The organism is Litchfieldia sinesaloumensis (assembly GCF_900156865.1).
GTDB classification, from domain to species: Bacteria; Bacillota; Bacilli; order Bacillales; family Bacillaceae_L; genus Ferdinandcohnia; species Ferdinandcohnia sinesaloumensis.
In genome coordinates this window covers 362503-387548 of the sequence record NZ_LT732529.1, presented here as the reverse complement: position 1 = coordinate 387548, position 25046 = coordinate 362503, and the positions used below count along the sequence as shown (strand labels likewise).

Here is a 25046-nt window from a genome sequence, read left to right as displayed (position 1 = left end):
TAGTAGTAGTACACGATTACTATTCCCACTCTCCACTAAAATCATGAAAAAAAGCCTCAGTCCCTTTTTTCAGAGAAGACTGAGGCTTTTTGATTTATCTTATTCCAAAATTGCTTTCAATACAGCTTTTTGAGCATGTAGGCGATTTCCTGCTTGTTCAAAAACGACAGAGTGTGGGCCATCGATTACTTCAGCGCTAACTTCTTCTCCACGATGTGCAGGTAAACAGTGCATGAACGAATAATCTTTATTGGCTGCACCTACCAGCGCTGAATTTACTTGATAAGGCATGAACGCTTGAAGTCTAGCTTGTTGTTCTTCTTCTTGTCCCATACTAGCCCAAACATCTGTGTAAATAAAATCTGCCCCCTGAAGGCCCAAGACTGGGTCATGGCTAACCTCGATAATTGCATCTGTTTCAATTGCTATTTCTTTAGCTTTATCCACAATAAATGATTTTGGAGAGTACCCGGGTGGACATACCACCGTACAATCTAATCCAACCTTTGCAGCTGCAATCATCAGTGAGTGGGCTACATTATTTCCGTCTCCAACATAAACAAGTTTATTTCCTTTGAAGGATTTCTTTTGTTCATAAATAGTAAGTAAATCAGCTAGTGCCTGGCACGGGTGGAAATCTTCTGTTAAGCCATTGATAACAGGGATACTTGCGAATTTTGCAAGTTCCTCAATCTTTTCATGACCGAACGTACGAATCATAATTGCATCAACATACTCAGACAATACCAATGCTGTATCCGCAATTGTTTCACCTCTACCTAGCTGCATATCATTGCTATTAAGATAGATTGCATTGCCCCCTAGCTGGAGCATTCCTGCTTCAAACGAAACTCGAGTACGCGTGGAATGCTTTTCAAATATCATCGCTAGCGTTTTTCCTTTTAAATAGGGTGTTTCTTCCCCATTTTTATGTTTCTGTTTAAGTTCAATTGCTGAATTCAATAGTTCTATTATTTCCTCGCCTGTTAAATCAATAAGTGTAAGTAAGTCCTTTCCTTTTAGGGATTTATGTTTAAACGTAGTAGTCATTTGCTTATCACTTCTTTCTTTATATTTGCATGTCTACGCTCCTGTATAGACATAACCGAAAATGAAGAATCACGCAGGGCTTCTAAAAATGCTTGAAATGTCTCTTTCTCTGTAAATACCTGAATTCTTTGTTGACTTGCTTCTAATTTATTCTGTTTTGCCTTCTTTTCCTTAGATAGACTCACAAATGCTAAAGCTTTTTCACTTTTGCTCCATTGTGTGATACTTTCAGCTGCACACATTTTTAGGCCTAGTTCTTTAGCTTTTTGCTTCAAATCGTCCGGAATTAAATCCGTATCAAAAACAATTTCATCTGCGCCTTTTCTTGATAGGATGTAGCTATGAAACACCTTAGTTAATGCTTCATTAATCGTCTCTGCAATGCTAATCCCTTCACCTGTTGACTTCATTTCCGGGCCTACAGTCGGGTCGCCAATGAGTTTATAGGTTGAAAATACCGGATACTTCACCGCATAGAACGGTAAATCTGGTAATAAGCCTTTTTGAGATATTACTTCATCTAAAGATTTACCGAGTACAAGTTTTGAAGCTAATTGTGCCATTGGAATACCTGTGATTTTGCTTATCACTGGGACTGTTCTACTTGCACGTGGATTAACCTCAAGAACATAAATCTGCTTGTTACTAATAACAAACTGGATATTCATGATACCTTTAAACTGTAGTTCTCGAACAATCTTACTAGCATAAGAGACAACTGTTTTCTTGTCGTCTTCAGATAACGAAACAGCAGGCATTATCGCATGACTATCACCAGAATGGACGCCTGCCTTTTCGATATGCTCTACAATCGTCGGAATTAGAATTTCTTCTCCATCAGAAAGTAAATCAACTTCAATTTCTAAGCCTGGTACATATGCGTCAATTAGAAGTGGATATGTTTCGTTTTGGATTTCGTTTAATAAAGTTACCAGCTCTATCTCGTCATTTACGATAATCATGCCTTTCCCACCAATTACATATGATGGACGGATTAAAACCGGATAGCCAATTTTAGAAGCTTTCTTCACCAATCCCTGTGCATTATCAGCAATCTCACCTGGGATATGTGGAACATCCGTCTTTTCTAATAGCTGATAAAAACGGTCACGATCTTCGAGTTGGTCAATGATGTCATGTGTAATTCCAACGATAGTGATACCCGCTTGTTCTAATCCTTTTGCAAGATTAATCGCGGTTTGACCTCCAAACTGAACCATCACTTGATCAACTTTTTCCGCTTCGATAACATTTAATACATGTTCAAGTGTTAATGGTTCAAAAAATAATTTATCAGCTATTTCATAGTCAGTACTCACTGTCTCCGGATTGTTATTCAATAACAGCGTCTCGTAGCCTTCCTCTTGCAATGCGAATATTCCATGAACTGAGCTGTAATCAAATTCAATTCCTTGACCGATTCGAATTGGTCCCGATCCTAATATTAATACCTTTGGTTTTTCTGAAACCTCTATCTCATTTTCACCAAAATAACTTGAGTAATAATAAGCGGTTTGAGCTGCGAACTCACCTGCACATGTATCTACACATTTATAACTCGGAATAATACCAAGTTCCTTGCGTTTTGCTCGAACCGTGGCTTCTTCTTCTCCTAGGAGATAAGCAATATGTTGATCGGAATACCCCTTTTCTTTTAACTCCTGTAAGAAGTCAACTGACATACCGTCTAGTGATTTTTGAACAACCTGACCTTCATATTCAACAAGTGATTTAAAGATGTGTAAGAAAAACAGATCAATTTTGGATATTGTATGAATTTCTTCAACTGTCACTCCTCTTCTTAGAAGTTCAAGCACCGCAAAGAATCGGTTTTCACTTCCTTTTCCGACTAATTGAAGGAGGTCTTCACTTGAGTAACTTTCTACCTTAGGTAAACGTAAGCTCTTATTATCACCTTCCAATGAGTGAATTGCCTTTTGAATGGCACTTTCTAAATTACGGTCAATAGCCATTACCTCGCCTGTCGCTTTCATTTGTGTTCCAAGTGTATTTGGCACATCAATGAACTTATCAAATGGAAAGCGCGGGAATTTCACTACAACGTAATCTAAGGCTGGTTCAAAGCTCGCAAACGTCTTTCCTGTTACAGGGTTCACTAATTCGTCTAATGTATAGCCGACCGCAAGTTTTGCCGCCATTTTAGCAATTGGGTAGCCAGTGGCTTTTGATGCTAGTGCAGAAGAACGACTAACACGTGGATTTACTTCGATTAAATAATAGTTTTTACTGAAAGGATCTAATGCAAATTGGATATTACAACCTCCAATAATTCCTAAAGCAGAAATGATTTTTATGGAAGCAGCTCTAAGCATTTGATACTCTTCATCGGTAAGTGTTTGTGAGGGCGCAACAACAATTGAATCACCGGTATGGATTCCAACTGGGTCGATGTTTTCCATGTTACAGATGGTAATGCAGGTACCCTTCTTATCCCTCATCACCTCATATTCGATTTCTTTGTAGCCTGCAATACTTTTTTCGATTAGACATTGAGTAATCGGGCTTTCGGACAAACCATTTTTCGTCAGTTCAATTAGTTGTTGGTGTTCTAACGCAATGCCTCCTCCTGTTCCCCCCAATGTATAGGCTGGTCGAATGATAACTGGTAATCCAACCTGCTCAACGAACGAAATTGCTTCTTCGACGGTTGTAACAATTACACTATCTGGAACAGGTTCACTTAATTCATTCATTAGATTACGAAAAGCTTCTCTGTCTTCGCCTTTTTTAATCGATTCTATTGGAGTTCCGAGTACTTTTACATTGTATTTATCCAGGATTCCTTCTTCACTTAGACTGAAGGCCAAATTCAACCCCGTCTGACCACCAAGTGAAGCAAGCAAACCGTCTGGTCGTTCTTTCTCGATGATTTTCTCTATACTTTCAACAGTTAACGGTTCAAAATACACAAGATCTGCGTTTACTTCATCAGTCATGATGGTTGCGGGATTATTATTTACTAAGATGACCTTATAGCCTTCTTCTCGTAATGCTCGACAGCCCTGTGTTCCTGAGTAATCAAATTCTGCTGCCTGCCCAATTACAATTGGACCAGAGCCAATTACTAAAATAGATTTTATAGAATGATCCTTAGGCATATATCTTTTCTCTCCTACTATTACAATTTTTACCGATAAATTCATCAAAGATCCAACTACTCTCTGCCGGCCCTGGGTGGGCCTCTGGATGGAATTGAACAGATAAGATTGGATACTCACAGTGCGCCATTCCTTCAATTGATCCATCATTGCTGTTTTTGAAACGCGCTTGTAATCCTGTTCCTGTAAGGCTATCTTCATCAACCACATAGCTATGATTTTGGGATGTGATAAACACCTTATTACTTACAAGATCTGTAACTGGTTGATTTGCTCCTCTGTGCCCAAACTTCAATTTCTTTGTATCTCCACCTAGACTTAAAGCGACTAGCTGATGACCTAAACAAATTGCAAGTGTGGGAAATTGTTCAAGTATCTTTCGAATTGTCGGTAGATAGTCTTGAACTGCCTTTGGATCACCAGGTCCGTTTGATAAGACAACACCATTTGGATGTAGCTCCTCAATTACTTTATGGGAAGTAGTATACGGTACGATTGTAACTTTACATCCTCTATCAAGAAGTGATTGTAGAATTGATTTTTTATAGCCAAGATCCACCAAGACTATATGCATGTCTCCTGAGCCAAATGTTTCAATCTGGGTACACGTTACATCCTTAACCGGATTGAGGACAGTGGTTTGAGCTTCTACCTTAACGAAAGGTTCATTACTGATTACTGCCTGCATGGTACCTTCCACTCTAATTCTTTTTACGACGGCTCGAGTATCTACATGGGTAAGTAAAGGTACATTCCATTTTGCTAAATACTGTTTTAACGAGTGCTTACCGTTATAGTGAGAATGGGAATCCTTTGTTTCATATATGATGACACCCGCAACATGCGGCTTTTTACTTTCAAAGTCGAATTCGTTTATTCCATAGTTTCCGATTAGTGGATAAGTGAAAACAATGATTTGATTTTTATAGGATGGGTCCGTCAAAACCTCTTGATATCCAGTCATTCCGGTAAAGAACACTACCTCCCCTTTCGCAAAGGTCTCCTGACCATTTAGAGGTAATGCTCCTTCAAAGCTCTCACCATTTTCTAAGTGTAAATATCCCTTCATTGTTCCACCTCGTATTTTTATTTACAGACACGTATTTTTATACATTAGTATTCAAAAAAATTTAAAATTATTACGGTAGTTATTAAAATCATAGTCAGTTACTATATTCAGCAACTAGAGTATTTTTAATGATTTGAACTGCTTCATTGATTTCTTCGTAAGTAATAGTTAATGGTGGTAATAATCGAATCACATTTGCACCAGCAGGAAGTGTAAGTAATCCGTTCTCTCGAAGTACTGTAATTGACCCAGCCACTTCATTTTGACAAGCAATACCCATTATTAATCCACTACCACGAACCTCTGTTACGAAATCCTGGTCTATAAATGCCTTTGTTAGCTCACTTTGTAGGTAATCTCCTTTTTTCACTACATCAGCTAAAAACTCTTTGTTAAAAATGATTGAGAGGGTCGCTTTTGCTGCTGCCATCGAGATTGGATTCCCCCCAAAAGTAGAACCATGTGTACCAGGTCCAAAAGCTTCTTTTAGTTTTTCCTTCCCTAACATAGCACCGACTGGTAGACCGCTTCCTAAACCTTTTGCTAATGTTATAATGTCGGGTGAAAGATTGTATTGTTGATAAGCAAATGCCTTTCCTGTTCGACCAATACCAGTTTGTACTTCGTCTATAATAAAGAGCGAGCCATATTGTAAACAAAGCTCTTCAATTTTTCCAAGGAACTCTTTCGTGCCCGGAATAACCCCACCTTCACCTTGGACCACTTCAACCATCACAGCTGCAACTGTATCATCCATTTCGCGCTCTAACGCGTCACAGTCATTATATGGGAGATAGACGAATTCGTGCAAAAGAGGACCAAATCCTGAGTGAATCTTTTCTTGGCCAGTAGCGGCCATAGTTCCAAATGTCCGACCATGAAAAGATTGTTTAAATGTAATAACCTTTGATTTTTGTGTATATTTACGAGCAAGCTTTAATGCCGCTTCATTTGCCTCTGCACCACTGTTGCAAAAGAAAACTGCGTCTAAATCAGAATTTAATACAAGCTGTTGAGCTACTTCCTGTTGGATGTCCGATTTAAATAAATTTGATACATGCCAGTACTTTTCCAGTTGCTCTTGCACTGCACTTACAACTGCTGGGTGGCGATGACCTAGATTACAAACTGCAATTCCAGAAACGAAATCCAAATATTTTTTGCCTGTATTATCAATAATAATTGCACCTTCAGCCGATTCAACTGTTATATCCCATCTCGCATATGTTGGAAATAGTGCATCCATTATACCACCTCTAGTTCTTTCACAATTTTTGTTCCTTTTAATGTTCCGTCAACAGAAAGTAATGAACCCTTTCCGTTTATAATCGTTATTTCATTTAGTCCACCATCATTAAGCGCCGAGAGCGCTGCTTTTACCTTTGGAATCATTCCACCGTATATGGTTCCTTCTTCAATGAGAGTTACCACTGATTCCGTTGATAGTGAAGGTAAAACCTTATCATCCTTCTTAATTCCATCTACGTCTGTTACGAACAATAAATGCTTTGCTTTTAGCGCTATCGCAACACTAGCGGCTGCTGTATCTGCATTTATGTTGTACCTTGTAAACTCCCCATCCATTCCGATTGGTGAAAGAACAGGAACATAATCTTGAGATAAAATAGTATCAAGGAAGGAAACATTTACTTGTTCTACCTCACCAACATACCCTAAATTTTCTAGGTCTACAGGCTTTGCTTTTAGTAACCCTGCATCACAACCAGATAAACCAACAGCTGGGATCCCCGCTTTCTCAAGCTCAATAACCACGCTTTTATTAACCGTTCCGGATAGAACCATTTCGACAACATCTAGGACTTCTTTAGTTGTCCTTCTTAAACCATTGACGAAATCACTTTTTATATTTAAAGAGGAGAGAGTCTGAGCAATCTCTGGCCCACCGCCATGAACAATAACTACACGGTACCCTTTGTATTTTAATTCCTTTATACTTGAAAAAAATGAGTCTGACAGCTCTGATAGAATACTGCCTCCACATTTTATAACAATTGTCTCCATTTCGAGCCTCCTACGTTCGGTAGCTTGCATTGATTTTGACATAATCATAGGTTAAGTCACAGCCCCATGCTGTCCCAGAACCAGCTCCTAGATGAAGATCTACATGAATGACAATGTCAGTTCCTTCAAGATACTCTTTTGCAAGCTCTTCTGAGAAAGCCACTGGCTGGCTTCCATTTAGCATTTGTATTGTTCCTATTGAAATATCAACTTTATCAGGGTTTACCGTTGCCGCACTGTGTCCAATCGCGCCGATAATTCTTCCCCAGTTCGCATCAGATCCATAAATGGCGGTTTTCACAAGATTTGAACCAACAATTTTTTTTGCAATAATACGGGCATCAGTATCCGATAAAGCACCCGTTACATTTACTTCAACAAGCTTTGTAGCTCCTTCACCATCTTTGGCAATTTGTTTAGCAAGATCCTCGAAGGTTGATTGAAGTGCCGCAGTAAACGTCTCCCATTCAGGGTGTTCGCTAGTAAGTTGGTTATTCTCTGCCATGCCACTTGCCATAACCAATACCATATCATTTGTTGAAGTTTCACCATCAACTGTAATCTGATTAAAGGTTACATCCGTTACAGCTTTCATTGCAGTCTGAAGGGATGCTGAGTCAATATTTGCGTCGGTTGTTACAAAGCCAAGCATCGTGGCCATATTTGGATGTATCATTCCAGAACCTTTTGCTGCTCCACCAATAGTGATTGTCTTGCCATCTATAGTCGTTTGGTAACATGCTTTTTTCATAACCAAATCTGTCGTTAAAATAGCTGTTTGAAAATCTTCTGCAGCCTCGGCGGTATCCGTTGGCTCTAGCTGTTTAATCCCTGCTTTAATTTTATCCATTTGTAATAACTCACCAATTACACCTGTTGAAGCTACTGCCACTAGATGGTCTTCAAGCCCAAAATGAGCTGCCGATTCAGTTCTCATTTCGTATGCATCTAATAACCCTTGTTCTCCAGTACATGCATTTGCACATGCACTATTAATTACAACTGCTTGCAATTTATTTTCAACTGCAATACTTTCTCTTGTCACCTTTAAAGGAGGCGCTTGAAAATGACTTTGCGTATAAACGGCGGCAACATTAGCCGGAACATCACAAACGATTGCACCTAAATCCTTCTTTGAATAACGTAATCCAGCATGAACTCCCGCTGATTTAAAACCTTTTGGTGTTATAACAGATCCGTCTTTGACTTTTAAAATTTGATTTTCCTTTATATCAATCATGCAAAGTCACTCCAATTCTATATGTGCGTGTTTAAAAGGGACTTTATGACCCACCACTACTCTTTATGGAAATAATGGTACGTAGTTTAATCCCGTATTTTCTTCAATACCAAACATGATATTTGCATTTTGGATAGCCTGCCCTGCAGCTCCCTTGACTAGATTGTCAATAACAGATACTACCGTAATCCGATTTGTTCTTTTGTCAATTGCAAGGCCAATATCACAATAATTCGTCCCATAAACCTCTTTTGTAGAAGGAAAAGTCCCTTTCTCTCTAATTCTCACAAACGGAGCATCTTGGTAACTTTCTTTATATAGTTCGTAAAGTTGATCAAGTGTTAAAGAATCTACTGCACTATTACTATATATCGTCGACATGATTCCTCTAGTCATTGGCACTAAATGGGTACTAAACGTAACGTAGGGAATTGATTCATCCCAACTTCGGAGTACCTGTTCTATTTCAGGTATATGTTGATGCTGATTAACTTTATAAATTGAAAAATTATCATTGCTTTCAGCAAAATGTGTCGTTCTTGTTGGACTTTTCCCTGCTCCTGAAACACCAGATTTTGCATCAATAACAATTGACTTTTCATCAATTAGTTTATTCTTTACTAATGGTGCTAAACCAAGTACCGTTGCAGTTGGATAACACCCAGGATTTGATATGAATCTACTATTCTGTATGTCTTTCATATGCCATTCAGGTAGCCCATATGTAGCTTTATTTAAATGTTCCTGTATAGCCGCTGTCTTTTTATACCATTGTTCATATTCACTTGTATTTTTTAATCGATAATCACCTGAAAGATCAATTATCCTTACATTTTCTTTCAACAGTTCAGGTACAATAGTTGTTGAAATTCCTGATGGAGTTGAAAGAAAAACAACATCCACTTCATTTGCAAGCTTTGCAATATCAATTTCTTCTAATGAAAGTTCCACAAGATTAGTAACATGCGGGTAGACCTCTGAAAGCCTCATCCCTGTCTGTGACGAAGTATGAATAGAGTGTATGTCTATCGCTGGGTGATTTGATAACAACCTCAATAATTCAATTCCGCCATAGCCAGTAACCCCGATAATTGCCGCTTTCAATATATCCACCTCTTGTTTTCGTAATTTTTGAAATATGTATCATTATAAATCCGTATAAAAATAAAATCAATTGTATTTTTATAAATAGTTTAAATTTTTTATACAAAAAATAAATACGTTTGAGCTAAAGGAGGATACAAAAAAACCACCAGTAAGTGGCTGATTTTAAAATCAACCACCACTTACTGGTGGAATTAGAGCAACTGTATCTCCTGCTTTTACAACGTCATCATCGACTGCATATTCTTCATTAATAGCAAACATAATCTCGTCTAGATTGTTTATTCCATGTTCGTTAGCTAGTAATTTTTTCAAGGCTGTAACTTTAATATCATTTACCTTTAAAGTAATTCTGTCTGTTCCTGCTAAATCCTGTAAATGGGCAAAAAATAAGATTGTAATCATATGAGATCCTCCTTTTCAGGTCGACCATTTGCATATTGCTTTGTTTCTAATTGATCGCCTATCCACATTTCCCCGTCTTCCCAATGTTCTTTTTTCCAAATAGGAACGATTTGTTTTATCCGTTCGATTGCATATTCATTTGCCGCATAGGCATCCTTACGATGTGGAGTGGAAACTGCAATAACAACAGCAGCTTCCGAAATATCCAACCTGCCAATTCGATGTGTAATTGCTGTTTTGGCTTCTGGCCACTTCTCAGAAATCTCTGCTCCTATCTGCGCAAGTTTTTTTTCGGCCATGGGGATATAGGCTTCGTATTCTAAATATAGAGTCTTCTTTCCTCTTGTAAATTCTCTTACAGTACCAATAAAGGTTGTAACTGCACCTGCCTCACGTCTAATTACTTTGTTCGTGACCTCTTCAACATTAATAGGTTCCTTTGTAATCCTAAAAAAAGCATTGTTATTCATTGATTTACCTCACTATTGAAGACCCAGTCTACATATTTTTCTTCTTCATCAATTTGAAATAGGGGAAAATTTGTCTGAATCGGAATCCAGGATATAACAGCCCTAATATTAGTCAATAAGTTGAGCAGTTCCAAATCCCTTTCATGCCTAATTAACACAATTTTAGGATAATCTGCTGACTTAAAACCTTCTATTATAATCATATCATTTTCAAAAAAGGCATAAAGTTGAATGAGCTTCTCAAGAGACCATCCAGATGTCTTTGCTTCAAGCTGAAGACTGCCACCACCTTCTACAATTGTTGCCAACGCTCCCGCTTTAAAGTGTCGAGCGGAATCTTTTTCTATACGCTGGCTTTCTAGACTGTTTTGATGTCCATGATGTTTAATGGTAGCGATTTTAATTCCTTGCGCCGTACCTTTTTTTACAATTTTCTCAACTAAAGTTGTTTTTCCGCTATTTTGATACCCAACAATTTGCAGGAGTGGAAACCTTAATTCCAAGGCCATATACTCCCTTCCTGTTCTTCTAAGTATAATACGTCGACCTCATTACCTTTTTCAAACCCACGAGTTCCACCAGGTAAAACCATAAATGCGTTTGCACCCGCAAGGGAGGTAACAACATTTGATTTATCAAGACCACTTGGTGTGACCACAATTTTCCCATTAATAGCACTGACTTTACTCCTAACAAACCTTGTAAATGGATTTGGTTTTGGAAAGTCTGCATTGAGGATTGCTTTCATTTTTAAAAGATAAGGATTTTTCGAAAAAATCCTAGTACGTACTACTGGTCGAACTAATAATTCGAATCCAACATAACAAGCTGATGGATTTCCAGATAATCCAAACAAGAGCTTACCATCTAGATGTGCAACTGTCGTCACACTTCCAGGTCTCATCGCAATTTTATTAAATAATACTTCGGCACCCAATTTTTCGTATATTGCAGGAAGATAGTCGTAATCTCCTACAGATACACCGCCTGTAGTTATTAAAATATCAACTTCATCTATCGCTTTTTTAATTGACTCATAACAGAGGTCAAAATCATCTGAGAGTTTTCCGAAGTACCTTGGTTCTGCTCCTGCTCTTTCAATCTGCGCACTTATCATATAAGCATTGCTGTTTCTAATCTTTCCTGGTACAAGTTCCTCATGAACATCCAATAACTCTGTACCTGTAGCATAAATGCCGATTACTGGTTTCTTTGCAACCTCGACGTGATGATACCCAAAAGTAGCTAACAATGCCTTTACACCAGGGTTGATGAATGTTCCTTTTCCTACTAATACTGTTCCTTTTTTAGTGTCCTCACCTTGAAACGAGACATTATCTCCTGGTTTAAAAGGTCTTTTAATTGACATATATTTCTTACCATTACGTTCAAATTCAGACGTTAATTCTAGCATTACAACCGCATCACATTCTACAGGCATTTGAGCACCTGTCATAATACGGACAGCTTGAAAAGCTTCTACCTTTTTTGTGGTAACAGACCCCGCTCCAATTTCTTCAATTACTTCAAATTCAACCGGATTGTCTTGTCCAGCTCCGTCTGAATCCCCTGCTCGAATCGCAAAACCATCGTAAGGAGAACGGTCAAAATGAGGTACATCGTGAACTGCAACCACATCCTCTGCTAAAAACCGTCCATAACTAGCATCAATTGGCACTAATTCGTTTATACCTGAACCAGCATATTTCATGACCCGTGTTACCGCTTCAGGAACAGGTATGGGTGTTCGTCGTTCAACCATTTCTTTTTCACTCCACATTAACTCTTTTTACCTATTGTAGTATATTTTAGTTGAAATCACTACTTTCTTGCAGTGATTTCATTTAGCTGGATAATACCTTCTTCAAGCTTATCATCTACTACTTTTGCATCCGTAATATGTTGGATAATTAAATTATTCGCATTATCAAATAACCCTTTTGTATGTGAAATTTCATTCATTACGTCCTGAGAGTAAACTTTTTGCTCTTCAATTGTGTTCAGAACAAGATGAACCTCTTTCTGTACCGACTTTATCACAGTCATAATATAATTGAATTTTTCTGTCGTGCTTGTACTTGCCTCCACTCCTGAAAGAACAAGGTTTGTACTATTCGTGGTTGATTGTAAGGACTCATCAATTTCTTTTTGGATTGCTTTCGTTAAAGAACTAATATGTTCGGTGCTAGACGCCGTACTTTCTGCTAATTTTCTTACCTCTGCAGCAACGACTGAAAATCCTTTACCTTGTTCTCCCGCCCTAGCAGCTTCAATCGAAGCGTTCAAAGCCAATAAATTAGTTTGATCGGCTATTTCTTTAATCACCTGTACAATATTCTCAATTTCTTTTGAACGGCTGTTAAGATGGTTCATTTTTTTAGATGTATCATGTAATTGTGTACCAAGTTCTTTCATAATGGTTTCAACTTCTAATACTTGACCCTTACCTTCGGTTGATTTACCAACCATATCCTCTGCGGCAGAAAGCAATGATTGCCCATTTTTATATAATGTTGTCGAGTTATCGAAGGAAAATAAACTTAATTCTTCAACTCTATCAAATTTGGATTTAATTTTGGTCACCAGTTCTCCAAGTATATGGTGCTGCCCATTAACATGCTCATGCTGTTCAATTGTTGCTACAAGTTCCTCGTAAAAATTTTTGAAAAATGCAGTTGTATTTTCCCTCTGTTGTTCACTTTGCTCTATTAACTGTTCCATTTCTATTTTTATTTGTTCATTTTCCTTTTCAAGCACATCTATATATTGTTTACGAACAAACATTGTTCTGACATCTCCTTGCAGCAATCTATATTTGTTTAATCGTACCAAACTTGACCTATTTGAACCTGTGATTTTCGTCACAAACTAAACCGATTTTAAAGGTTTTCTTTAGAGTGTGATACGTATCACCTCATTTCTCATTTGAAAAAGATATGCTATAAGTAGTTTATTTATTAGGAGGTAAAAAACATGGTGCAAAGTTTTACAGAACAACATATAATCGGAGACATTGTAACAGAGTTTCCAAAGGCTGGAGACCTATTCAAAAAACTTCGAATTGATTTTTGCTGTGGCGGTAACCGACCACTTATAGATGCCATTGAGGAAAGAAACTTACCAAAAGACGAGGTTCTAGAAAAATTAAATACTTTATATCAAGACATGAAGGATCTAACTGAAAAAACAGTAGATTGGAAGGCAGCAAGTTATTCCGAACTAATTGACCATATTATAAATAAACATCACCGTTATTTAAATGAAGAACTTCCACAATTAAGTCCATATGTAACAAAGGTACTACGAGTACATGGCGGTAATCATCAACATCTTGCTAGAGTTCATTCCCTATTTAATCAATTAAAGGTAGAGCTTGAACAACATACAATCAAAGAGGAAGCCGAATCATTCCCACTTATTGTTAGATTTGAAAAAGAACCTACACAAGAAAATCATGAATTTGTGAAGAAGCATGTAGCAGAATTAGAGGACGATCACGATGAGGCAGGTAGAATTATTAAAGAAATTCGCGCTATTACGAATGATTTCCAGCCTCCAGTCGGTGCATGCGGAACATACCGTCTTGTTTACCAACGATTAGAAGCTCTCGAATCAGACCTTTTTGAACATATTCATTTAGAAAATAATATTCTATTCCCGAGAGCAGCAGCTGGAGAATAAAAATTTACTGCGCGTTGCAATAGATTACTATGTACAAAGTAAATTGAGCTGAAATCATTTCAGCTCAATTTTTTCGCATTAACCCCTCATTAACATCCTTAGATGCTATTTTCACGCTCATACAATTCCTATTGCTCTTCTTTGGAGGCTCGCTAAATACCGTTTTCCCAACAAAAACTCTCCCTATAAATAACATGCATATCACGAGTCCTAAAATAAACATTGCTTTTCCTAGCTCTTGCTGTGCTGTCACAAGATAATTATTACAAAGTCTTGCTGGTGACACTGAATAAAGCCAGCTCATTACAAAAATCATTGAGATAAGATTTGCCCAAATAAAAGACTTACTAATTGGGCCAAGCAACTGCCAGCTATAAGATAAAAACACCCCTGCGAGTAGTGATAAACTACCATATTTTGCAATTTCCATAATTGGATTATTCAATGCCGAATCAATTGACCGTGGCAAGATCCAAAACCCTACAACACATATCGTGAATACTATCCCTGCAATTCCATTTTCATTGAAATACAAGAAAAAGCCTCGCCATCTTCTTGGAAATCCCTTCGCTAGAAGATATCCACTTCCGACTAACAAAGGGTATTGTATAAGCATCGTACCGACCATGTTTTCTTCTAACAAAGACTTTACATTCGGGATTGAAACGATTAGAAATAAAAGTAGCCCAAAAAATAAAAAAGGATAACGGTGCATATTTCACCTCTAAAATAGAAAGTTATCTAAATATTCCACAACCGCTAACGGAGTTTGATAATCAAAGATATTTGTTAGTTTACCTTCAGGATTAATCACATAAAATGCAGAATTATGTTCATACCCACCATATTCATCTGGTATAACAATGACTTCAAGCGTATCTAATACACTCTGTAGTTCTTTCTCATCTTGAATTGTCGCCATCTTCCACTGATTTCCATCAGCTCCAAAATGGTCTGAGTATGATTGTAAGACTGTTGGAGAATCATGCTCGGGATCGAAACTGATACTCACTAAAACAACATCTTTTCCTAGAATCGTCTCTGGAATACGTTCATAGATTTCAGCAAAATTTCGTTCTAATACGGGACAAACGTCCCCACAAGTAGTATACATGAAGGTCAAAAGTACGTACTTCCCCGCTAATTCTTGTAACTGGAAGGATTGTGAATTTGAATCAATTAATGTAGCAGTAGGGAGCTTCGGCTGCTCCCTCTCTAATTCTATTATCCTTGCTTTCTCTGCTGTAAAAGCACGAAATCCATCTGTACCTACCCATAGCAATGAGAGACCCGCTACTAGTGCAAATAGAATTCCAACACTTTTACGCAACATGGCGATTTTGTCCTGTCTTTACCTGATCCTTACCATTTATTGATCTTGCATAGTTCCAAAAACGAATAATGAATGTTAATACGGTAAGAACGATAAAGATTCCAAAAATTGCTCCAATGCGGTCATAAGAAACCCACTCTTGGAAATGCTCTGCCCATCTTCTAGGTGCCCCTACCTTTCCGGAGTATAGGAAGGATCCACATAATCCTAGGAAAAACATAATGTACACCCAGAAACTAATTGGATCAAGTGCTGAATCCTTTTCTTTTCCACTTATTTTTATCAGGTAATACATAAAACCAAATAGCATAGCGGTTGCACCTAATCCCATGTACATATGGAAATGTCCTGGAACCCATTTTGTATTATGCATTACATGGTTGACAACGATTGTTGCATCAATAATCGCTGGTACTACCCCAACGACCCAACCAAACATCGATAGAAACATAAATGATGAAGCAATGTCCCACTTAATACCTGATCGATAGACAATCATTAGTGCCCCATAAGCTGTAACGACTAATACGGGTAACCCGTTTGCATAAGATAACACTTGGCCAACAATTAACATCCACTTCGGTAAAGAGAAGTCCATCAACAGATGGTGAGTATAAATTGTAATCGTAAATAATGTTGAACAATTCCACGCAATTAAGAAAGGACGATTTGCTTTCCAAGGACGATTTGTATAAGTTGCTAAAATCTCATAAACTGCAATAACGCCCATGTAAATAATGGAGTTTGCAAATATATGTCCAAACGCATATGTTAGATTTTTTGCAAGCATTGGATCGATTGAAATTGATGGTATAAATAGATTAATAAGGTTCATAATCAGCACTGTTGCACCTGCAATTAATGCCGTTGTATTTACAATTGCAACCATTGTACTTGCTACTACAGCAGGTGGTGGACCATAGCCTTTTTCTTTACCAAAAACAATTGACCACCCTAGACCTCCACCTAAGCTTCCGTATTCTTTAATAATCGCTCTGGCAACATCTAAATTTAGTAGTAAAAACCCCACACCTAGTATTAGCATACCCCCTAGATATAGAGCAGCTCCCGTTACTCCCCAGCCAGCAGCCGAAATTGCTGGTAGAGGATACAAGAAGGTCCATGCACCTGCAAAATCAAATCCAAAGATACCTACCAACACCATTACTACTCCAAAGATGAAGGTAAAGAAATTCAAAATTAAAATGTTTTTACTTAATTGAACATATTTACTAAGGAAGTACCACATAACAGCTGCTGCAGATAACGCAGCTGCACCAATCATACCGGTTCCATGGACTGTCATAATCTCATAAAAAAAACCTGGGTCTATATTAATCATTTTCCCTTGAGCAAGAAGCATCAAGACCCCAAATATCATCATTGCTAAAATTATCAGACTTCCTGTTAGTAAATACATTGTAATTGTTCTTTTTCCGGAGGTATGTGTCCCTCCAACTTGAAGATTAGTAGACATTGTTACCCTCCTTTAATTTGTTACAACAATTTCACCAATCATGACATGGTGTGCAAGTCCACAGTATTCCATACATAAAATTTGATACGTACCAGGCTCTGTGAAAGTGTAGTATACAGTGTTTGTATAATCCGGCATCGCCTGAGTTTGGGCTAATAAATTCATGTCTACGTCATAGATACCAAATCCATGGTTAACATCAGAACTTGTAACATCAAACTCGATAGGTTCACCGACTTTAAATTCCGTTTTGCTCATATTCCACCCAAATTGAATTGCTTCTACATCAACAATTACTGGATTTTCCTCTTGACCATATACGGGTCTTTCAAACGGAAGATCTTGAAGTGTAAAATACGTGGCCGTACCAAATACAACTACTAATACGATGAAATAAAAAGTTCTAAAGCGGTACCATTTTTTCTGAATCGATTCATACTCTCTTCGTTTATTTGTTTTTAATACGACTGTAATAAAAATCACGGTAATTAAAGTTATTAAAATAATGGATAGATACCAAGCTGCTGTTTGGTACAAAGGATCCCCCTCCTAATTTCTATTTTCACCAGAATTGTCACATATTGCCTTGGCTTAAATCTGTTAAGTTTGTCACAAAGTGATTAAAAAACATAAAAAGACACATTCTTGTCAAGAATGTGTCTTTTTATGTTTACTTAATTAAGTAGGTTGATGCTAGCATGAGAAACGAAATGAATATCGTTGTTATAACCCAGAGCCAAGCCAATTCCATATTTCCACTATCAATCGCTACATAGATAGCAGTAGGCAATGTTTGAGTTTTTCCTGGTATGTTACCAGCAAACATTAATGTTGCTCCAAATTCTCCTAGCGCTCTTGTAAAACTTAAAATAAATCCTGTTACAATCGCTTTTATCGCTAATGGAATCGAAACAAATAAAGTAATATTGAATTCACTTGCTCCATCCGTCCTCGCCGCATCCTCAATATCAGGATTTACGGATTGGAATCCAGTCTTTACGGATTGGTACATGAGTGGGAAAGCAACAACCGTTGCAGCAATCACTGCAGCCCACCAAGTAAACATGATGGAGTGACCAGTTAATTTTTCAATTATTGATCCGATAAAGCTATTTCTTCCGAATATCACAATTAATAAAAAGCCTACAACTGAAGGTGGCAGTACTAATGGCAACATTAAAAAAGTCTCAATAAATAACTTCCCTTTAAAACGCCTATGTGCCATCCATTTACCTAAAATCAAACCAAGAAGTAAAACAAGTAAGCCAGCCGTTATTGCAATAGATATTGATAGTTTTATAGGTGCCCAAAAAGTGTAATCCATCATTAGACCTCAATTGTTAAAAAATGTTCAAAAATGCATAAAGCTATTTAATCTACTATTCCTGCACCAATTATGACATAAGTGTGATTTATTTTACACCTACTAACTGGTATACATTATATGATTTATATAGAACTAATTATAGCATTCCTGCTTAGGAAGGTGGTAACTATGGGTCCAACGACATTAGAAAAGCCAACACTTTCAAACGAATTAAACGAGCTTTTAAAGTCAGCCAACCATGTCATTCATATGGAAAAGGGAAAATATTTATTCCGGGAAGGTATGAAGTCTTCCGAACTCTATCTCATTCTTTCAGGACGTGTTAGAGTAAGCAAAGGTACATCTGATGGAAATGAATTATCATTGCGGATTTGCAGTCAAAATGAGATTGTAGGCGAATTGACACTATTTACAGACGAACCAAAATATCTTTTTGATTGCAGAATTTTAGAGGATAGCAAAATTGCAGTGATTCAAAAGGATGAGTTGGAGAGAAGACTCTTTGAAAATACATCCCTTGCATTTGAATTCATGAAATGGATGAGTGATCATTTCCGAAAAACTCAAACAAAGTTTAGAGATCTTGTTTTGTTAGGTAAAAAAGGAGCCATGTACTCAACCCTAATTAGAATGACAAATAGCTACGGTATTCAAAAGGATAACGGAATTCTAATCGACCTACATTTAACAAACCAAGAACTCGCTAACTTCTGTGCTACAACAAGAGAAAGCGTAAATCGGATGCTCCATGATTTAAGAGAAAAAGGGATCATTACCGTTTCAAAAGGATATATTACAATACACGACTTAGATTACATAAAGAAAGAAATTCAGTGTGAGGAATGCCCTGCTAAATATTGTAGTATTGAATAAGCCTGTCTAAATACGAAGACCCATGGGGCTCTCCATGGGTCTCTTTTCTCCACTTTTTTTAATTTACAAAGTCTTTTCCTTCTTACGCATTGCTTCTGGGATATATACACAGAATGGTTCACTCTCCATGTAATCCCCAGTCATAGCATAAGCACGGGAACGTGAGCCACCACATACATGCCTAAATTCACAAACTCCACATTTCCCTTTATATTTATCTGGATTACGTAAATCTTTAAAGATTGGTGATTCACGGTAAATTTCAGCTAATGGTGTATCACGGACATTCCCTGCTTTTACTGGTAACAAGCCACTTGGGAACACATCTCCAATATGAGAGATAAAGACAAACCCATTACCATCGTTTACCCCTTGTGGCGCTCTGCCAAGTCCATCTATTTGCCCTGTTTTACCTTGCATTAGCGCATCTGCATATTGAATTTGTTTTTCCATCTCTTTTGTTTCACGCATTTTTGATTGAATAACTACACGACGATAATGCTGAGCAGCCGTTGTTTTAATATCAAACTTTACACGTTTACTTAGATCATATAACCAGCGGAACACTTTTTCATGTTCAACTGGAGATATCATATCGGTGTCCTTTCCACGTCCAGTGGGTACAAGGAAAAAGACACTCCATAGTACACAATCAAGATCCTCAACTAATTTTGCCATTTCATCTAACGCATGGACATTATAGCGTGAAATTACCGTATTGATTTGGATAGGTATTTCAAGTTCATGTAAATATTTAATGGCTTTCATCGTTAAATCAAAAGATCCTTTTGTACCGCGGAAATGGTCATGAATTTCAGCGTTTGGACCATCTAGACTAAAAGCCCAACGTGCTAAGCCAACTTCCTTGGCTTTTTCAATTGCTTCTTTTGTAACATTTGGTGTTGCACTTGGAGTCATTGATACACGTACACCTTTTTTAATTGCATAATCCGCAATATCATAGACATCCGGGCGCATCAAGGGATCTCCACCAGTAAATACAAGCATCGGATTATTCATTTCATATATTTGGTCAATTAGCTTTTTCCCCTCTTCAAAGGAAAGCTCTCGTGGGTCTCGGGTATACTGTGCCTCTGCGCGGCAATGTAGGCACTTTAATTGGCAAGCTCTTGTAAGCTCCCAAATGACAATAAATGGATCCTTATTATAGTCTCTTTCAAACATGAGGCAAACCTCCCTTGTTAATGCCCACATTTTAACACTATAAATAAGTGAATAATGTGAGGTACATCACAGGTTACGGAGGTGTTTAAAATTGTTCACAAATGGGAAAAGTGAAAGGTGCTATAATTCCAGCTTAGACAGGCAGTCCTGTTCCAAACTTTAGAGTCTCTTGCCGACCTGACAGAGATGATGAACATTATACGAGCACTGCGTATAATCCTAATCAAGTCACCTGAATCTTATCATTAATTTCGTGAGTGAAAATTGAAGAATATTTAAATTGAAGGATTTTAAATGTAATTGAGGGTTAACACTACAGCTACTAGTAGGTTCGGAGCCCCCAAGAGGAAGAATAAATACGAACACCGGATTCCTTTTTTATGATTTTTTTTATTTTCTGAGAAATAATTCGACCTAATCCGGTCCTCGCCTGTTAAAGCATCAGATACGATTCCTGCAAGCAAAAAACAGATAATCCCAAGTGTCCCCGAAATAACAGAATACGTTTCAAATTGTTGAGTAGACAAACCTATTATCAATAGAAGACCAGAGGTTAATATACCTAGAATCAAGCCTACTCTCAAGTAATATCCCTCCTTCCAAAGACTTCATATTATCATTTTATCGTACTTTTCAGAAAATTATGAGTGAATGAGCTATGAAATTTAAAACAAAAGCCAATTTGTGCCCACTTGTACGGACCTTAAATTGGCTTTTGTTGTAATTTTTCGTATTCACTTATATTGTTGATATTCTCAAACTCCATATCTTGGAATTGTAATTCTTGATTTGTCACGTATTTAACGTTGCATTCAGCAAGTAAACTACTCATCTTTAGATTTTTGTCCATAAGCATTTTTTCAATTTTTTCGGATACTCTAGAATGATAAACGGCTATAAGAGGTTGCTTTCTTTCGTTGATAACGGGAACAATCGCGTCGATGTTCTTATCATTAGTGAAGGAGATAAGCTGCTTAATTAGATTATTTGTAACAAAAGGTGTATCACAAGGTAATACTACAAACCAATCCGACATGGTTTTCTGCATGACTGTATATATACCAGCAAGTGGTCCGTCCCCTCTAAATTCTGGTAGATCTTGTACTATTATTGCGGTTGTTCGGTTTTGGAACTCTTCTTCTAAATCAGGATGACTTACAAGGTAAAGCTGGCTCACGTTCTTATCCAATGCGTCAATTGCATAATCATAAAATTCCCTATCATGAAGTTTTGCAAATGCTTTATGACTTCCAAATCTTCTTGATTCTCCACCCGCCAAAACAATTCCAGTCACCTTTGGTTGATTCATAATTAAACATCCCTTTTTCCTTTTTCTACATCGTAGCATGAAATTAACGGTCTTCCAAACAGAATCTTTTACAAAAAAAATGTAGACAAAGCTAAAGCAACTTTGTCTACACTGTCAGTAGTTTGAGGAATAAAAATTAGTTATTTCTTACCAATTGCAACTCGCCATACTTCTGGGCCCTGCTCGAGGTATTCCCAAGTGAAAGCATTGCCACGCTCCATCATAAATTGGTATTGTAGTGGTCTTGGGTCATGGTCATTTGATAGCTCCATGATTTCACCTGGTTGTAAACTGTCAAATGTTCTAAATATAGTAGGATGCTTATCCTTCGGTGCGTAATCTGGTGCGTTTACTTTCGCTGCAAATACCATATTAATCTTCCTCCTTATGTTTTATGGCTCCATTGTAACTACACCCAACACAAGATGAAGTGAATCTTATCACTATGTAGTTATGTTTTTAATCATATGTCTAGAATTGTATGCGATAATAAAAGAAATTCTATATATACCACATAAATCTCTTATCTAGCTCTTATTAGTAGAGTTTAAAAGGTGTAACGGGGTGAATTGGATGAAGGAACTTGTAAGTACTTGTATCGTATGTAAAAAAGAAATTTATTGTTTGGATGGATTCATTAACGGAGTCGTATCAGAAGATAAACAAGGAATTCTTTGTTTTGATTGTGCGGAAGAGACCAACGATTAACTACCAGGAGAAATAACTCCTGGTTTTTTTGTGTCTAATTTTTGAACATTAATTGTATTACTCACTAGGTATGATATAAATCACAGTTTAAAAAAGTAATATTGCTACACTAAAAATGGAGATATCAATCATAGTTAACTAGTACAAGGAGTGAGGATGATGGGACTACCATCCATTCGTGAACAATTGAAAGGAGTTCCCTTATTTCGGGAATTAACAACAGAAGAACTCGAACCAATTGTTGATATATCTCAATCACGATTATATAAACAAAAAATGTTTATCTTTATGCAAGATGATCCACTTGATCGTGTCTTCTTCATACAATCTGGAAAGGTCAAGATTTACAAGTCTGATATGCACGGTAAGGAACAAATTGTTTCAGTGCTTGAAGCAGGCGAAATGTTCCCACATGCTGGCTTCTTCAGAAAGGGTGGATATCCTGCCCATGCTGAAGTAATCGAGGACACAAACATTATCTTTACCCCTATTGATCAATTCGAAGAAATTTTACTTAAAAACCCAGAACTTTGCATCAAAATTTTTAAAGTTCTTGGTGAAAAAATAATTGACCTGCAAAAGCGGTTGGAGGAACAAATCTTATTAAATACGCAAGAACAAATAATAATGCTCTTGCTCCGTTTATGTAGAAGCAATGGTGAAAAGATAGGGACTCGGTTCAAGCTTACAACCCATTTTACAAATCGTGAACTTGCTAACATGATTGGAACCACACGCGAGTCTGTGAGTCGTACAATTTCTGTATTGAAAAAGAAACAAATTGTGGATTTGACTCCGGATGGATATTACCTATTAGACCATATGAAGTTACATGATGAAATCTTTTAAGGAATAATTAATCTGGGGTACAAATTTATAGATATTGTGATTCATGTCACATCATTCCTGATTGAAAATGATTATCATTAAGTTAAACATTTTCAAAGGGGGCACTCATAATGAGTCAAGTTGAATCAAATATTGTAGAAGTAGATGTTAGGGAAGACCTAAAAAATAAAATCGAACCATTTCAAAAGATTATGGAAGCAGTTAAACCTCTTCAGGATGGAGATGTCTTTATTTTACATGCACCTTTTAAGCCTACACCTTTATTTCCAATTTTAAAAGCAAAGGGATTCTCAAATGAAGCAGAGCAAATTGATAAAAAACATTGGAAGGTTACCTTTACCAAAAGAGGTGCAAAAGAATGAAACTTGATAATCGAGGACTTGAACCTCCTACACCAATGATGAGAACACTGAAAGCTCTCGAGTGTTTAAACAAAGGTGATACTTTGACGATTATCAATGATCGTCGACCAATGTTCTTATACGAACAGCTTGATGAACTTGGACTTAAGCATACAACTGAACCACATCCTGATGGCGGCTTTAAAATTGAGATTACGAAATAAGGAGCTGCTTGTAAATGATGCCTCAATTATCGAATGAAACAGATATAAGGCTGCCATTCTCATTTATTATCTTTAGTGTCGTGGCCTTAGTCGCATCCCAAGTAATCCTATTATTTAATGGTCATATGGTGATTGACGGAAATTTTCGAACACCCGCCCTTCTCTCTTCGGCCCATTTACTTATACTTGGATGGGCATTAATGGTTGCGATGGGCGCTATGTACCAGCTTGTCCCCGTAGCATTTCTAACTCCGATTTGGAGTGAGAAATTTGGGTTTATTCAGTTTTGGATTACAGCGTTTGGATTTGGTGGATTCGGTATCACTCTTTCCTTTTCACCAACAATATCTATTTTTACCGGCCTACTAGCTTTAGTTGGGATTCTGCTATTTATCGTCCAAATGTTTATGACAATGAAAAAGCAAGCAAAAAAAAATATTCTAACCGTGTTGGTAGGTAGTGCGCTAATCTGTTTATTAGTAACGATTACACTTGGTATATTGTTAATCATGAATTTAGGTATGGGAATTGCGAACTTGAATCATATTGCAGTTTTAAAAAGTCATATTCTACTTGGTGTTGCTGGCTGGTTTACGTTCTTAATATTTGGATTTTCTTATAAGATGGTCCCGATGTTTTCACTAGCACATGGTTTTTCAATGAAGCCAGCTAAATGGGTCTATATAATGTATGCTAGTGGGCTGATTGTTACTATTTCTAGCTTCATGACGGAGAATTATCTATTGTTACAGGTTGGTATGACCCTCCTGTTCACCGGTTTTGCTATATTTTCTTACCACATTACCACCATCATCAAGGTTAGATTAAAGAAAAAGCTTGATAAACCATTTTTATTCTCGTTAATTGCAATAGGTTTCGGTTTAATTATTCACTTTTCGGCTGTAATTCTCTCATTTTTACCTGGATTATATGAAATGTACGGTGTCCTTATTTTTCTTTACATCTTTTTGTGGATTGCTTGTAGTATTCTCGGTTATCTATATAAAATTATCCCGTTTCTCTGGTGGACACACCGATACAGCAAGCTTATTGGAAAAAAGGATGTACCTACCTTAAAGCAAATGATTGACGAGAAAGTGGCAATTCCTATATTCTCAGGATTCGTAGCTGGATGCTTAATTGTCGTTTTATCGATAGCAACCGGTCATTTGCTAATTTTCTCTATCGGTCAAAGTTTTGTTGTCGCTTCGATCATATTTTTTAGCTATAGCATTATCAAGGTACTTTTTAAATAAGGGA

The 25046-nt window shown here is 37.2% G+C and carries 28 protein-coding genes; 7 read left to right on the top strand and 21 right to left on the bottom strand.

Going from position 1 to position 25046, the window contains the following annotated elements; genetic code table 11:
* Positions 1–99: 99 nt before the first annotated feature.
* The 12 genes from argF to CZ490_RS23140 form a co-directional block, all read right to left on the bottom strand.
* The gene (argF, locus tag CZ490_RS01860) at positions 100–1050 is read right to left on the bottom strand and encodes an ornithine carbamoyltransferase (RefSeq protein ID WP_077617286.1); all 951 of its coding nucleotides are present in this window, start codon (positions 1048–1050) and stop codon (positions 100–102) included.
* A complete protein-coding gene (locus CZ490_RS01855; RefSeq protein ID WP_077617285.1) occupies positions 1047–4169 on the bottom strand; it encodes a carbamoyl phosphate synthase large subunit in 3123 nt (1040 codons plus the stop codon). The genes argF and CZ490_RS01855 overlap by 4 nt, the downstream gene beginning before the upstream one ends.
* Positions 4162–5238 carry a carbamoyl phosphate synthase small subunit gene (locus CZ490_RS01850; protein WP_077617284.1) on the bottom strand — a complete coding sequence of 359 codons (1077 nt, stop codon included), beginning with the start codon at positions 5236–5238 and terminating at the stop codon, positions 4162–4164. The genes CZ490_RS01855 and CZ490_RS01850 overlap by 8 nt, the downstream gene beginning before the upstream one ends.
* 94 nt (positions 5239–5332) lie before the next feature.
* Positions 5333–6484 (bottom strand): acetylornithine transaminase, encoded by a 1152-nt coding sequence (locus CZ490_RS01845; protein WP_077617283.1) that lies wholly within the window; start codon positions 6482–6484, stop codon positions 5333–5335.
* The gene (gene argB / locus CZ490_RS01840; protein WP_077617282.1) at positions 6484–7260 is read right to left on the bottom strand and encodes an acetylglutamate kinase; all 777 of its coding nucleotides are present in this window, start codon (positions 7258–7260) and stop codon (positions 6484–6486) included. Before argB ends, CZ490_RS01845 begins: the two co-directional genes overlap by 1 nt.
* Before the next feature lie 10 nt (positions 7261–7270).
* Positions 7271–8500 (bottom strand): bifunctional ornithine acetyltransferase/N-acetylglutamate synthase, encoded by a 1230-nt coding sequence (gene argJ, locus CZ490_RS01835; protein WP_077617281.1) that lies wholly within the window; start codon positions 8498–8500, stop codon positions 7271–7273.
* 63 nt (positions 8501–8563) lie between these two features.
* On the bottom strand, positions 8564–9604 hold the full coding sequence (argC, locus tag CZ490_RS01830; RefSeq protein ID WP_077617280.1) for an N-acetyl-gamma-glutamyl-phosphate reductase: 1041 nt from the start codon (positions 9602–9604) through the stop codon (positions 8564–8566).
* A 171-nt stretch (positions 9605–9775) separates the two neighbouring features.
* Entirely contained in the window at positions 9776–10009 is a 234-nt protein-coding gene (moaD, locus tag CZ490_RS01825) for a molybdopterin converting factor subunit 1 (RefSeq protein WP_077617279.1), read from the bottom strand.
* A complete protein-coding gene (locus CZ490_RS01820) occupies positions 10006–10479 on the bottom strand; it encodes a molybdenum cofactor biosynthesis protein MoaE (RefSeq protein ID WP_077617278.1) in 474 nt (157 codons plus the stop codon). Before CZ490_RS01820 ends, moaD begins: the two co-directional genes overlap by 4 nt.
* Positions 10476–10988, bottom strand: a complete 513-nt coding sequence (gene mobB / locus CZ490_RS01815) for a molybdopterin-guanine dinucleotide biosynthesis protein B (protein ID WP_077617277.1) — start codon at positions 10986–10988, stop codon at positions 10476–10478. The genes CZ490_RS01820 and mobB overlap by 4 nt, the downstream gene beginning before the upstream one ends.
* Positions 10973–12241 carry a molybdopterin molybdotransferase MoeA gene (locus tag CZ490_RS01810; RefSeq protein ID WP_077620904.1) on the bottom strand — a complete coding sequence of 423 codons (1269 nt, stop codon included), beginning with the start codon at positions 12239–12241 and terminating at the stop codon, positions 10973–10975. The genes mobB and CZ490_RS01810 overlap by 16 nt, the downstream gene beginning before the upstream one ends.
* A 59-nt stretch (positions 12242–12300) precedes the next feature.
* Entirely contained in the window at positions 12301–13263 is a 963-nt protein-coding gene (locus CZ490_RS23140; RefSeq protein ID WP_077617276.1) for a methyl-accepting chemotaxis protein, read from the bottom strand.
* Between the two features lie 189 nt (positions 13264–13452).
* Here CZ490_RS23140 and ric point away from each other — a divergent pair, with 189 nt between their 5' ends.
* A complete protein-coding gene (gene ric, locus CZ490_RS01800) occupies positions 13453–14160 on the top strand; it encodes an iron-sulfur cluster repair di-iron protein (protein WP_077617275.1) in 708 nt (235 codons plus the stop codon).
* A gap of 64 nt (positions 14161–14224) precedes the next feature.
* Here ric and CZ490_RS01795 read toward each other — a convergent pair whose 3' ends face one another.
* From CZ490_RS01795 to modB, 5 genes are all read right to left on the bottom strand, one after another.
* On the bottom strand, positions 14225–14875 hold the full coding sequence (locus CZ490_RS01795) for a hypothetical protein (protein WP_077617274.1): 651 nt from the start codon (positions 14873–14875) through the stop codon (positions 14225–14227).
* Between the two features lie 9 nt (positions 14876–14884).
* Positions 14885–15493, bottom strand: coding sequence for an SCO family protein (locus tag CZ490_RS01790; protein ID WP_077617273.1), 609 nt, complete (start codon positions 15491–15493; stop codon positions 14885–14887).
* Complete coding sequence (locus CZ490_RS01785) at positions 15483–16970, bottom strand: cbb3-type cytochrome c oxidase subunit I (RefSeq protein ID WP_077617272.1); 1488 nt, start codon at positions 16968–16970, stop codon at positions 15483–15485. Before CZ490_RS01785 ends, CZ490_RS01790 begins: the two co-directional genes overlap by 11 nt.
* A gap of 12 nt (positions 16971–16982) precedes the next feature.
* Positions 16983–17507: a cupredoxin domain-containing protein gene (locus CZ490_RS01780; protein WP_077617271.1), complete on the bottom strand. Its 525-nt coding sequence runs from the start codon at positions 17505–17507 to the stop codon at positions 16983–16985.
* Positions 17508–17640: 133 nt separating this feature from the next.
* Entirely contained in the window at positions 17641–18294 is a 654-nt protein-coding gene (modB, locus tag CZ490_RS01775) for a molybdate ABC transporter permease subunit (protein ID WP_077617270.1), read from the bottom strand.
* A 171-nt stretch (positions 18295–18465) separates the two neighbouring features.
* On the opposite strand from modB, the gene CZ490_RS01770 reads away from it, so the two are divergent.
* Entirely contained in the window at positions 18466–19170 is a 705-nt protein-coding gene (locus tag CZ490_RS01770; RefSeq protein WP_077617269.1) for a Crp/Fnr family transcriptional regulator, read from the top strand.
* Between the two features lie 63 nt (positions 19171–19233).
* On the opposite strand, the gene CZ490_RS01765 is transcribed toward CZ490_RS01770, so the two are convergent.
* From CZ490_RS01765 to CZ490_RS01750, 4 genes are all read right to left on the bottom strand, one after another.
* Complete coding sequence (locus CZ490_RS01765) at positions 19234–20355, bottom strand: TIGR04053 family radical SAM/SPASM domain-containing protein (RefSeq protein ID WP_077617268.1); 1122 nt, start codon at positions 20353–20355, stop codon at positions 19234–19236.
* Between the two features lie 290 nt (positions 20356–20645).
* Positions 20646–20939: a DUF5316 family protein gene (locus tag CZ490_RS01760; protein ID WP_077617267.1), complete on the bottom strand. Its 294-nt coding sequence runs from the start codon at positions 20937–20939 to the stop codon at positions 20646–20648.
* Positions 20940–21058: 119 nt separating this feature from the next.
* On the bottom strand, positions 21059–21664 hold the full coding sequence (locus tag CZ490_RS01755) for a molybdenum cofactor guanylyltransferase (protein WP_159439893.1): 606 nt from the start codon (positions 21662–21664) through the stop codon (positions 21059–21061).
* Between the two features lie 140 nt (positions 21665–21804).
* Positions 21805–22035 (bottom strand): DUF2249 domain-containing protein, encoded by a 231-nt coding sequence (locus CZ490_RS01750; RefSeq protein WP_077617265.1) that lies wholly within the window; start codon positions 22033–22035, stop codon positions 21805–21807.
* 193 nt (positions 22036–22228) lie between these two features.
* Here CZ490_RS01750 and CZ490_RS22230 point away from each other — a divergent pair, with 193 nt between their 5' ends.
* The 5 genes from CZ490_RS22230 (at position 22229) to CZ490_RS01730 (ending at position 25042) form a co-directional block, all read left to right on the top strand.
* Positions 22229–22372, top strand: a complete 144-nt coding sequence (locus CZ490_RS22230; RefSeq protein WP_159439892.1) for a hypothetical protein — start codon at positions 22229–22231, stop codon at positions 22370–22372.
* 159 nt (positions 22373–22531) lie between these two features.
* Positions 22532–23221: a Crp/Fnr family transcriptional regulator gene (locus tag CZ490_RS01745; RefSeq protein WP_077617264.1), complete on the top strand. Its 690-nt coding sequence runs from the start codon at positions 22532–22534 to the stop codon at positions 23219–23221.
* Positions 23222–23331: 110 nt separating this feature from the next.
* Positions 23332–23583: a DUF2249 domain-containing protein gene (locus tag CZ490_RS01740; protein WP_077617263.1), complete on the top strand. Its 252-nt coding sequence runs from the start codon at positions 23332–23334 to the stop codon at positions 23581–23583.
* Positions 23580–23786, top strand: coding sequence for a DUF2249 domain-containing protein (locus CZ490_RS01735; RefSeq protein WP_077617262.1), 207 nt, complete (start codon positions 23580–23582; stop codon positions 23784–23786). Before CZ490_RS01740 ends, CZ490_RS01735 begins: the two co-directional genes overlap by 4 nt.
* 14 nt (positions 23787–23800) lie before the next feature.
* Positions 23801–25042: a hypothetical protein gene (locus tag CZ490_RS01730; RefSeq protein WP_077617261.1), complete on the top strand. Its 1242-nt coding sequence runs from the start codon at positions 23801–23803 to the stop codon at positions 25040–25042.
* Positions 25043–25046 lie beyond the last annotated feature (4 nt).

Coding starts and splice junctions, on each gene's coding strand:
- argF (WP_077617286.1), bottom strand. CDS start 1,050: ATGACTACTACGTTTAAACATAAATCCCTAAAAGGAAAGGACTTACTT.
- CZ490_RS01855 (WP_077617285.1), bottom strand. CDS start 4,169: ATGCCTAAGGATCATTCTATAAAATCTATTTTAGTAATTGGCTCTGGT.
- CZ490_RS01850 (WP_077617284.1), bottom strand. CDS start 5,238: ATGAAGGGATATTTACACTTAGAAAATGGTGAGAGCTTTGAAGGAGCA.
- CZ490_RS01845 (WP_077617283.1), bottom strand. CDS start 6,484: ATGGATGCACTATTTCCAACATATGCGAGATGGGATATAACAGTTGAA.
- argB (WP_077617282.1), bottom strand. CDS start 7,260: ATGGAGACAATTGTTATAAAATGTGGAGGCAGTATTCTATCAGAGCTG.
- argJ (WP_077617281.1), bottom strand. CDS start 8,500: ATGATTGATATAAAGGAAAATCAAATTTTAAAAGTCAAAGACGGATCT.
- moaD (WP_077617279.1), bottom strand. CDS start 10,009: ATGATTACAATCTTATTTTTTGCCCATTTACAGGATTTAGCAGGAACA.
- CZ490_RS01820 (WP_077617278.1), bottom strand. CDS start 10,479: ATGAATAACAATGCTTTTTTTAGGATTACAAAGGAACCTATTAATGTT.
- mobB (WP_077617277.1), bottom strand. CDS start 10,988: ATGGCCTTGGAATTAAGGTTTCCACTCCTGCAAATTGTTGGGTATCAA.
- CZ490_RS01810 (WP_077620904.1), bottom strand. CDS start 12,241: ATGGTTGAACGACGAACACCCATACCTGTTCCTGAAGCGGTAACACGG.
- CZ490_RS23140 (WP_077617276.1), bottom strand. CDS start 13,263: ATGTTTGTTCGTAAACAATATATAGATGTGCTTGAAAAGGAAAATGAA.
- ric (WP_077617275.1), top strand. CDS start 13,453: ATGGTGCAAAGTTTTACAGAACAACATATAATCGGAGACATTGTAACA.
- CZ490_RS01795 (WP_077617274.1), bottom strand. CDS start 14,875: ATGCACCGTTATCCTTTTTTATTTTTTGGGCTACTTTTATTTCTAATC.
- CZ490_RS01790 (WP_077617273.1), bottom strand. CDS start 15,493: ATGTTGCGTAAAAGTGTTGGAATTCTATTTGCACTAGTAGCGGGTCTC.
- CZ490_RS01785 (WP_077617272.1), bottom strand. CDS start 16,970: ATGTCTACTAATCTTCAAGTTGGAGGGACACATACCTCCGGAAAAAGA.
- modB (WP_077617270.1), bottom strand. CDS start 18,294: ATGGATTACACTTTTTGGGCACCTATAAAACTATCAATATCTATTGCA.
- CZ490_RS01770 (WP_077617269.1), top strand. CDS start 18,466: ATGGGTCCAACGACATTAGAAAAGCCAACACTTTCAAACGAATTAAAC.
- CZ490_RS01765 (WP_077617268.1), bottom strand. CDS start 20,355: ATGTTTGAAAGAGACTATAATAAGGATCCATTTATTGTCATTTGGGAG.
- CZ490_RS01755 (WP_159439893.1), bottom strand. CDS start 21,664: ATGAATCAACCAAAGGTGACTGGAATTGTTTTGGCGGGTGGAGAATCA.
- CZ490_RS01750 (WP_077617265.1), bottom strand. CDS start 22,035: ATGGTATTTGCAGCGAAAGTAAACGCACCAGATTACGCACCGAAGGAT.
- CZ490_RS01745 (WP_077617264.1), top strand. CDS start 22,532: ATGGGACTACCATCCATTCGTGAACAATTGAAAGGAGTTCCCTTATTT.
- CZ490_RS01740 (WP_077617263.1), top strand. CDS start 23,332: ATGAGTCAAGTTGAATCAAATATTGTAGAAGTAGATGTTAGGGAAGAC.
- CZ490_RS01735 (WP_077617262.1), top strand. CDS start 23,580: ATGAAACTTGATAATCGAGGACTTGAACCTCCTACACCAATGATGAGA.
- CZ490_RS01730 (WP_077617261.1), top strand. CDS start 23,801: ATGATGCCTCAATTATCGAATGAAACAGATATAAGGCTGCCATTCTCA.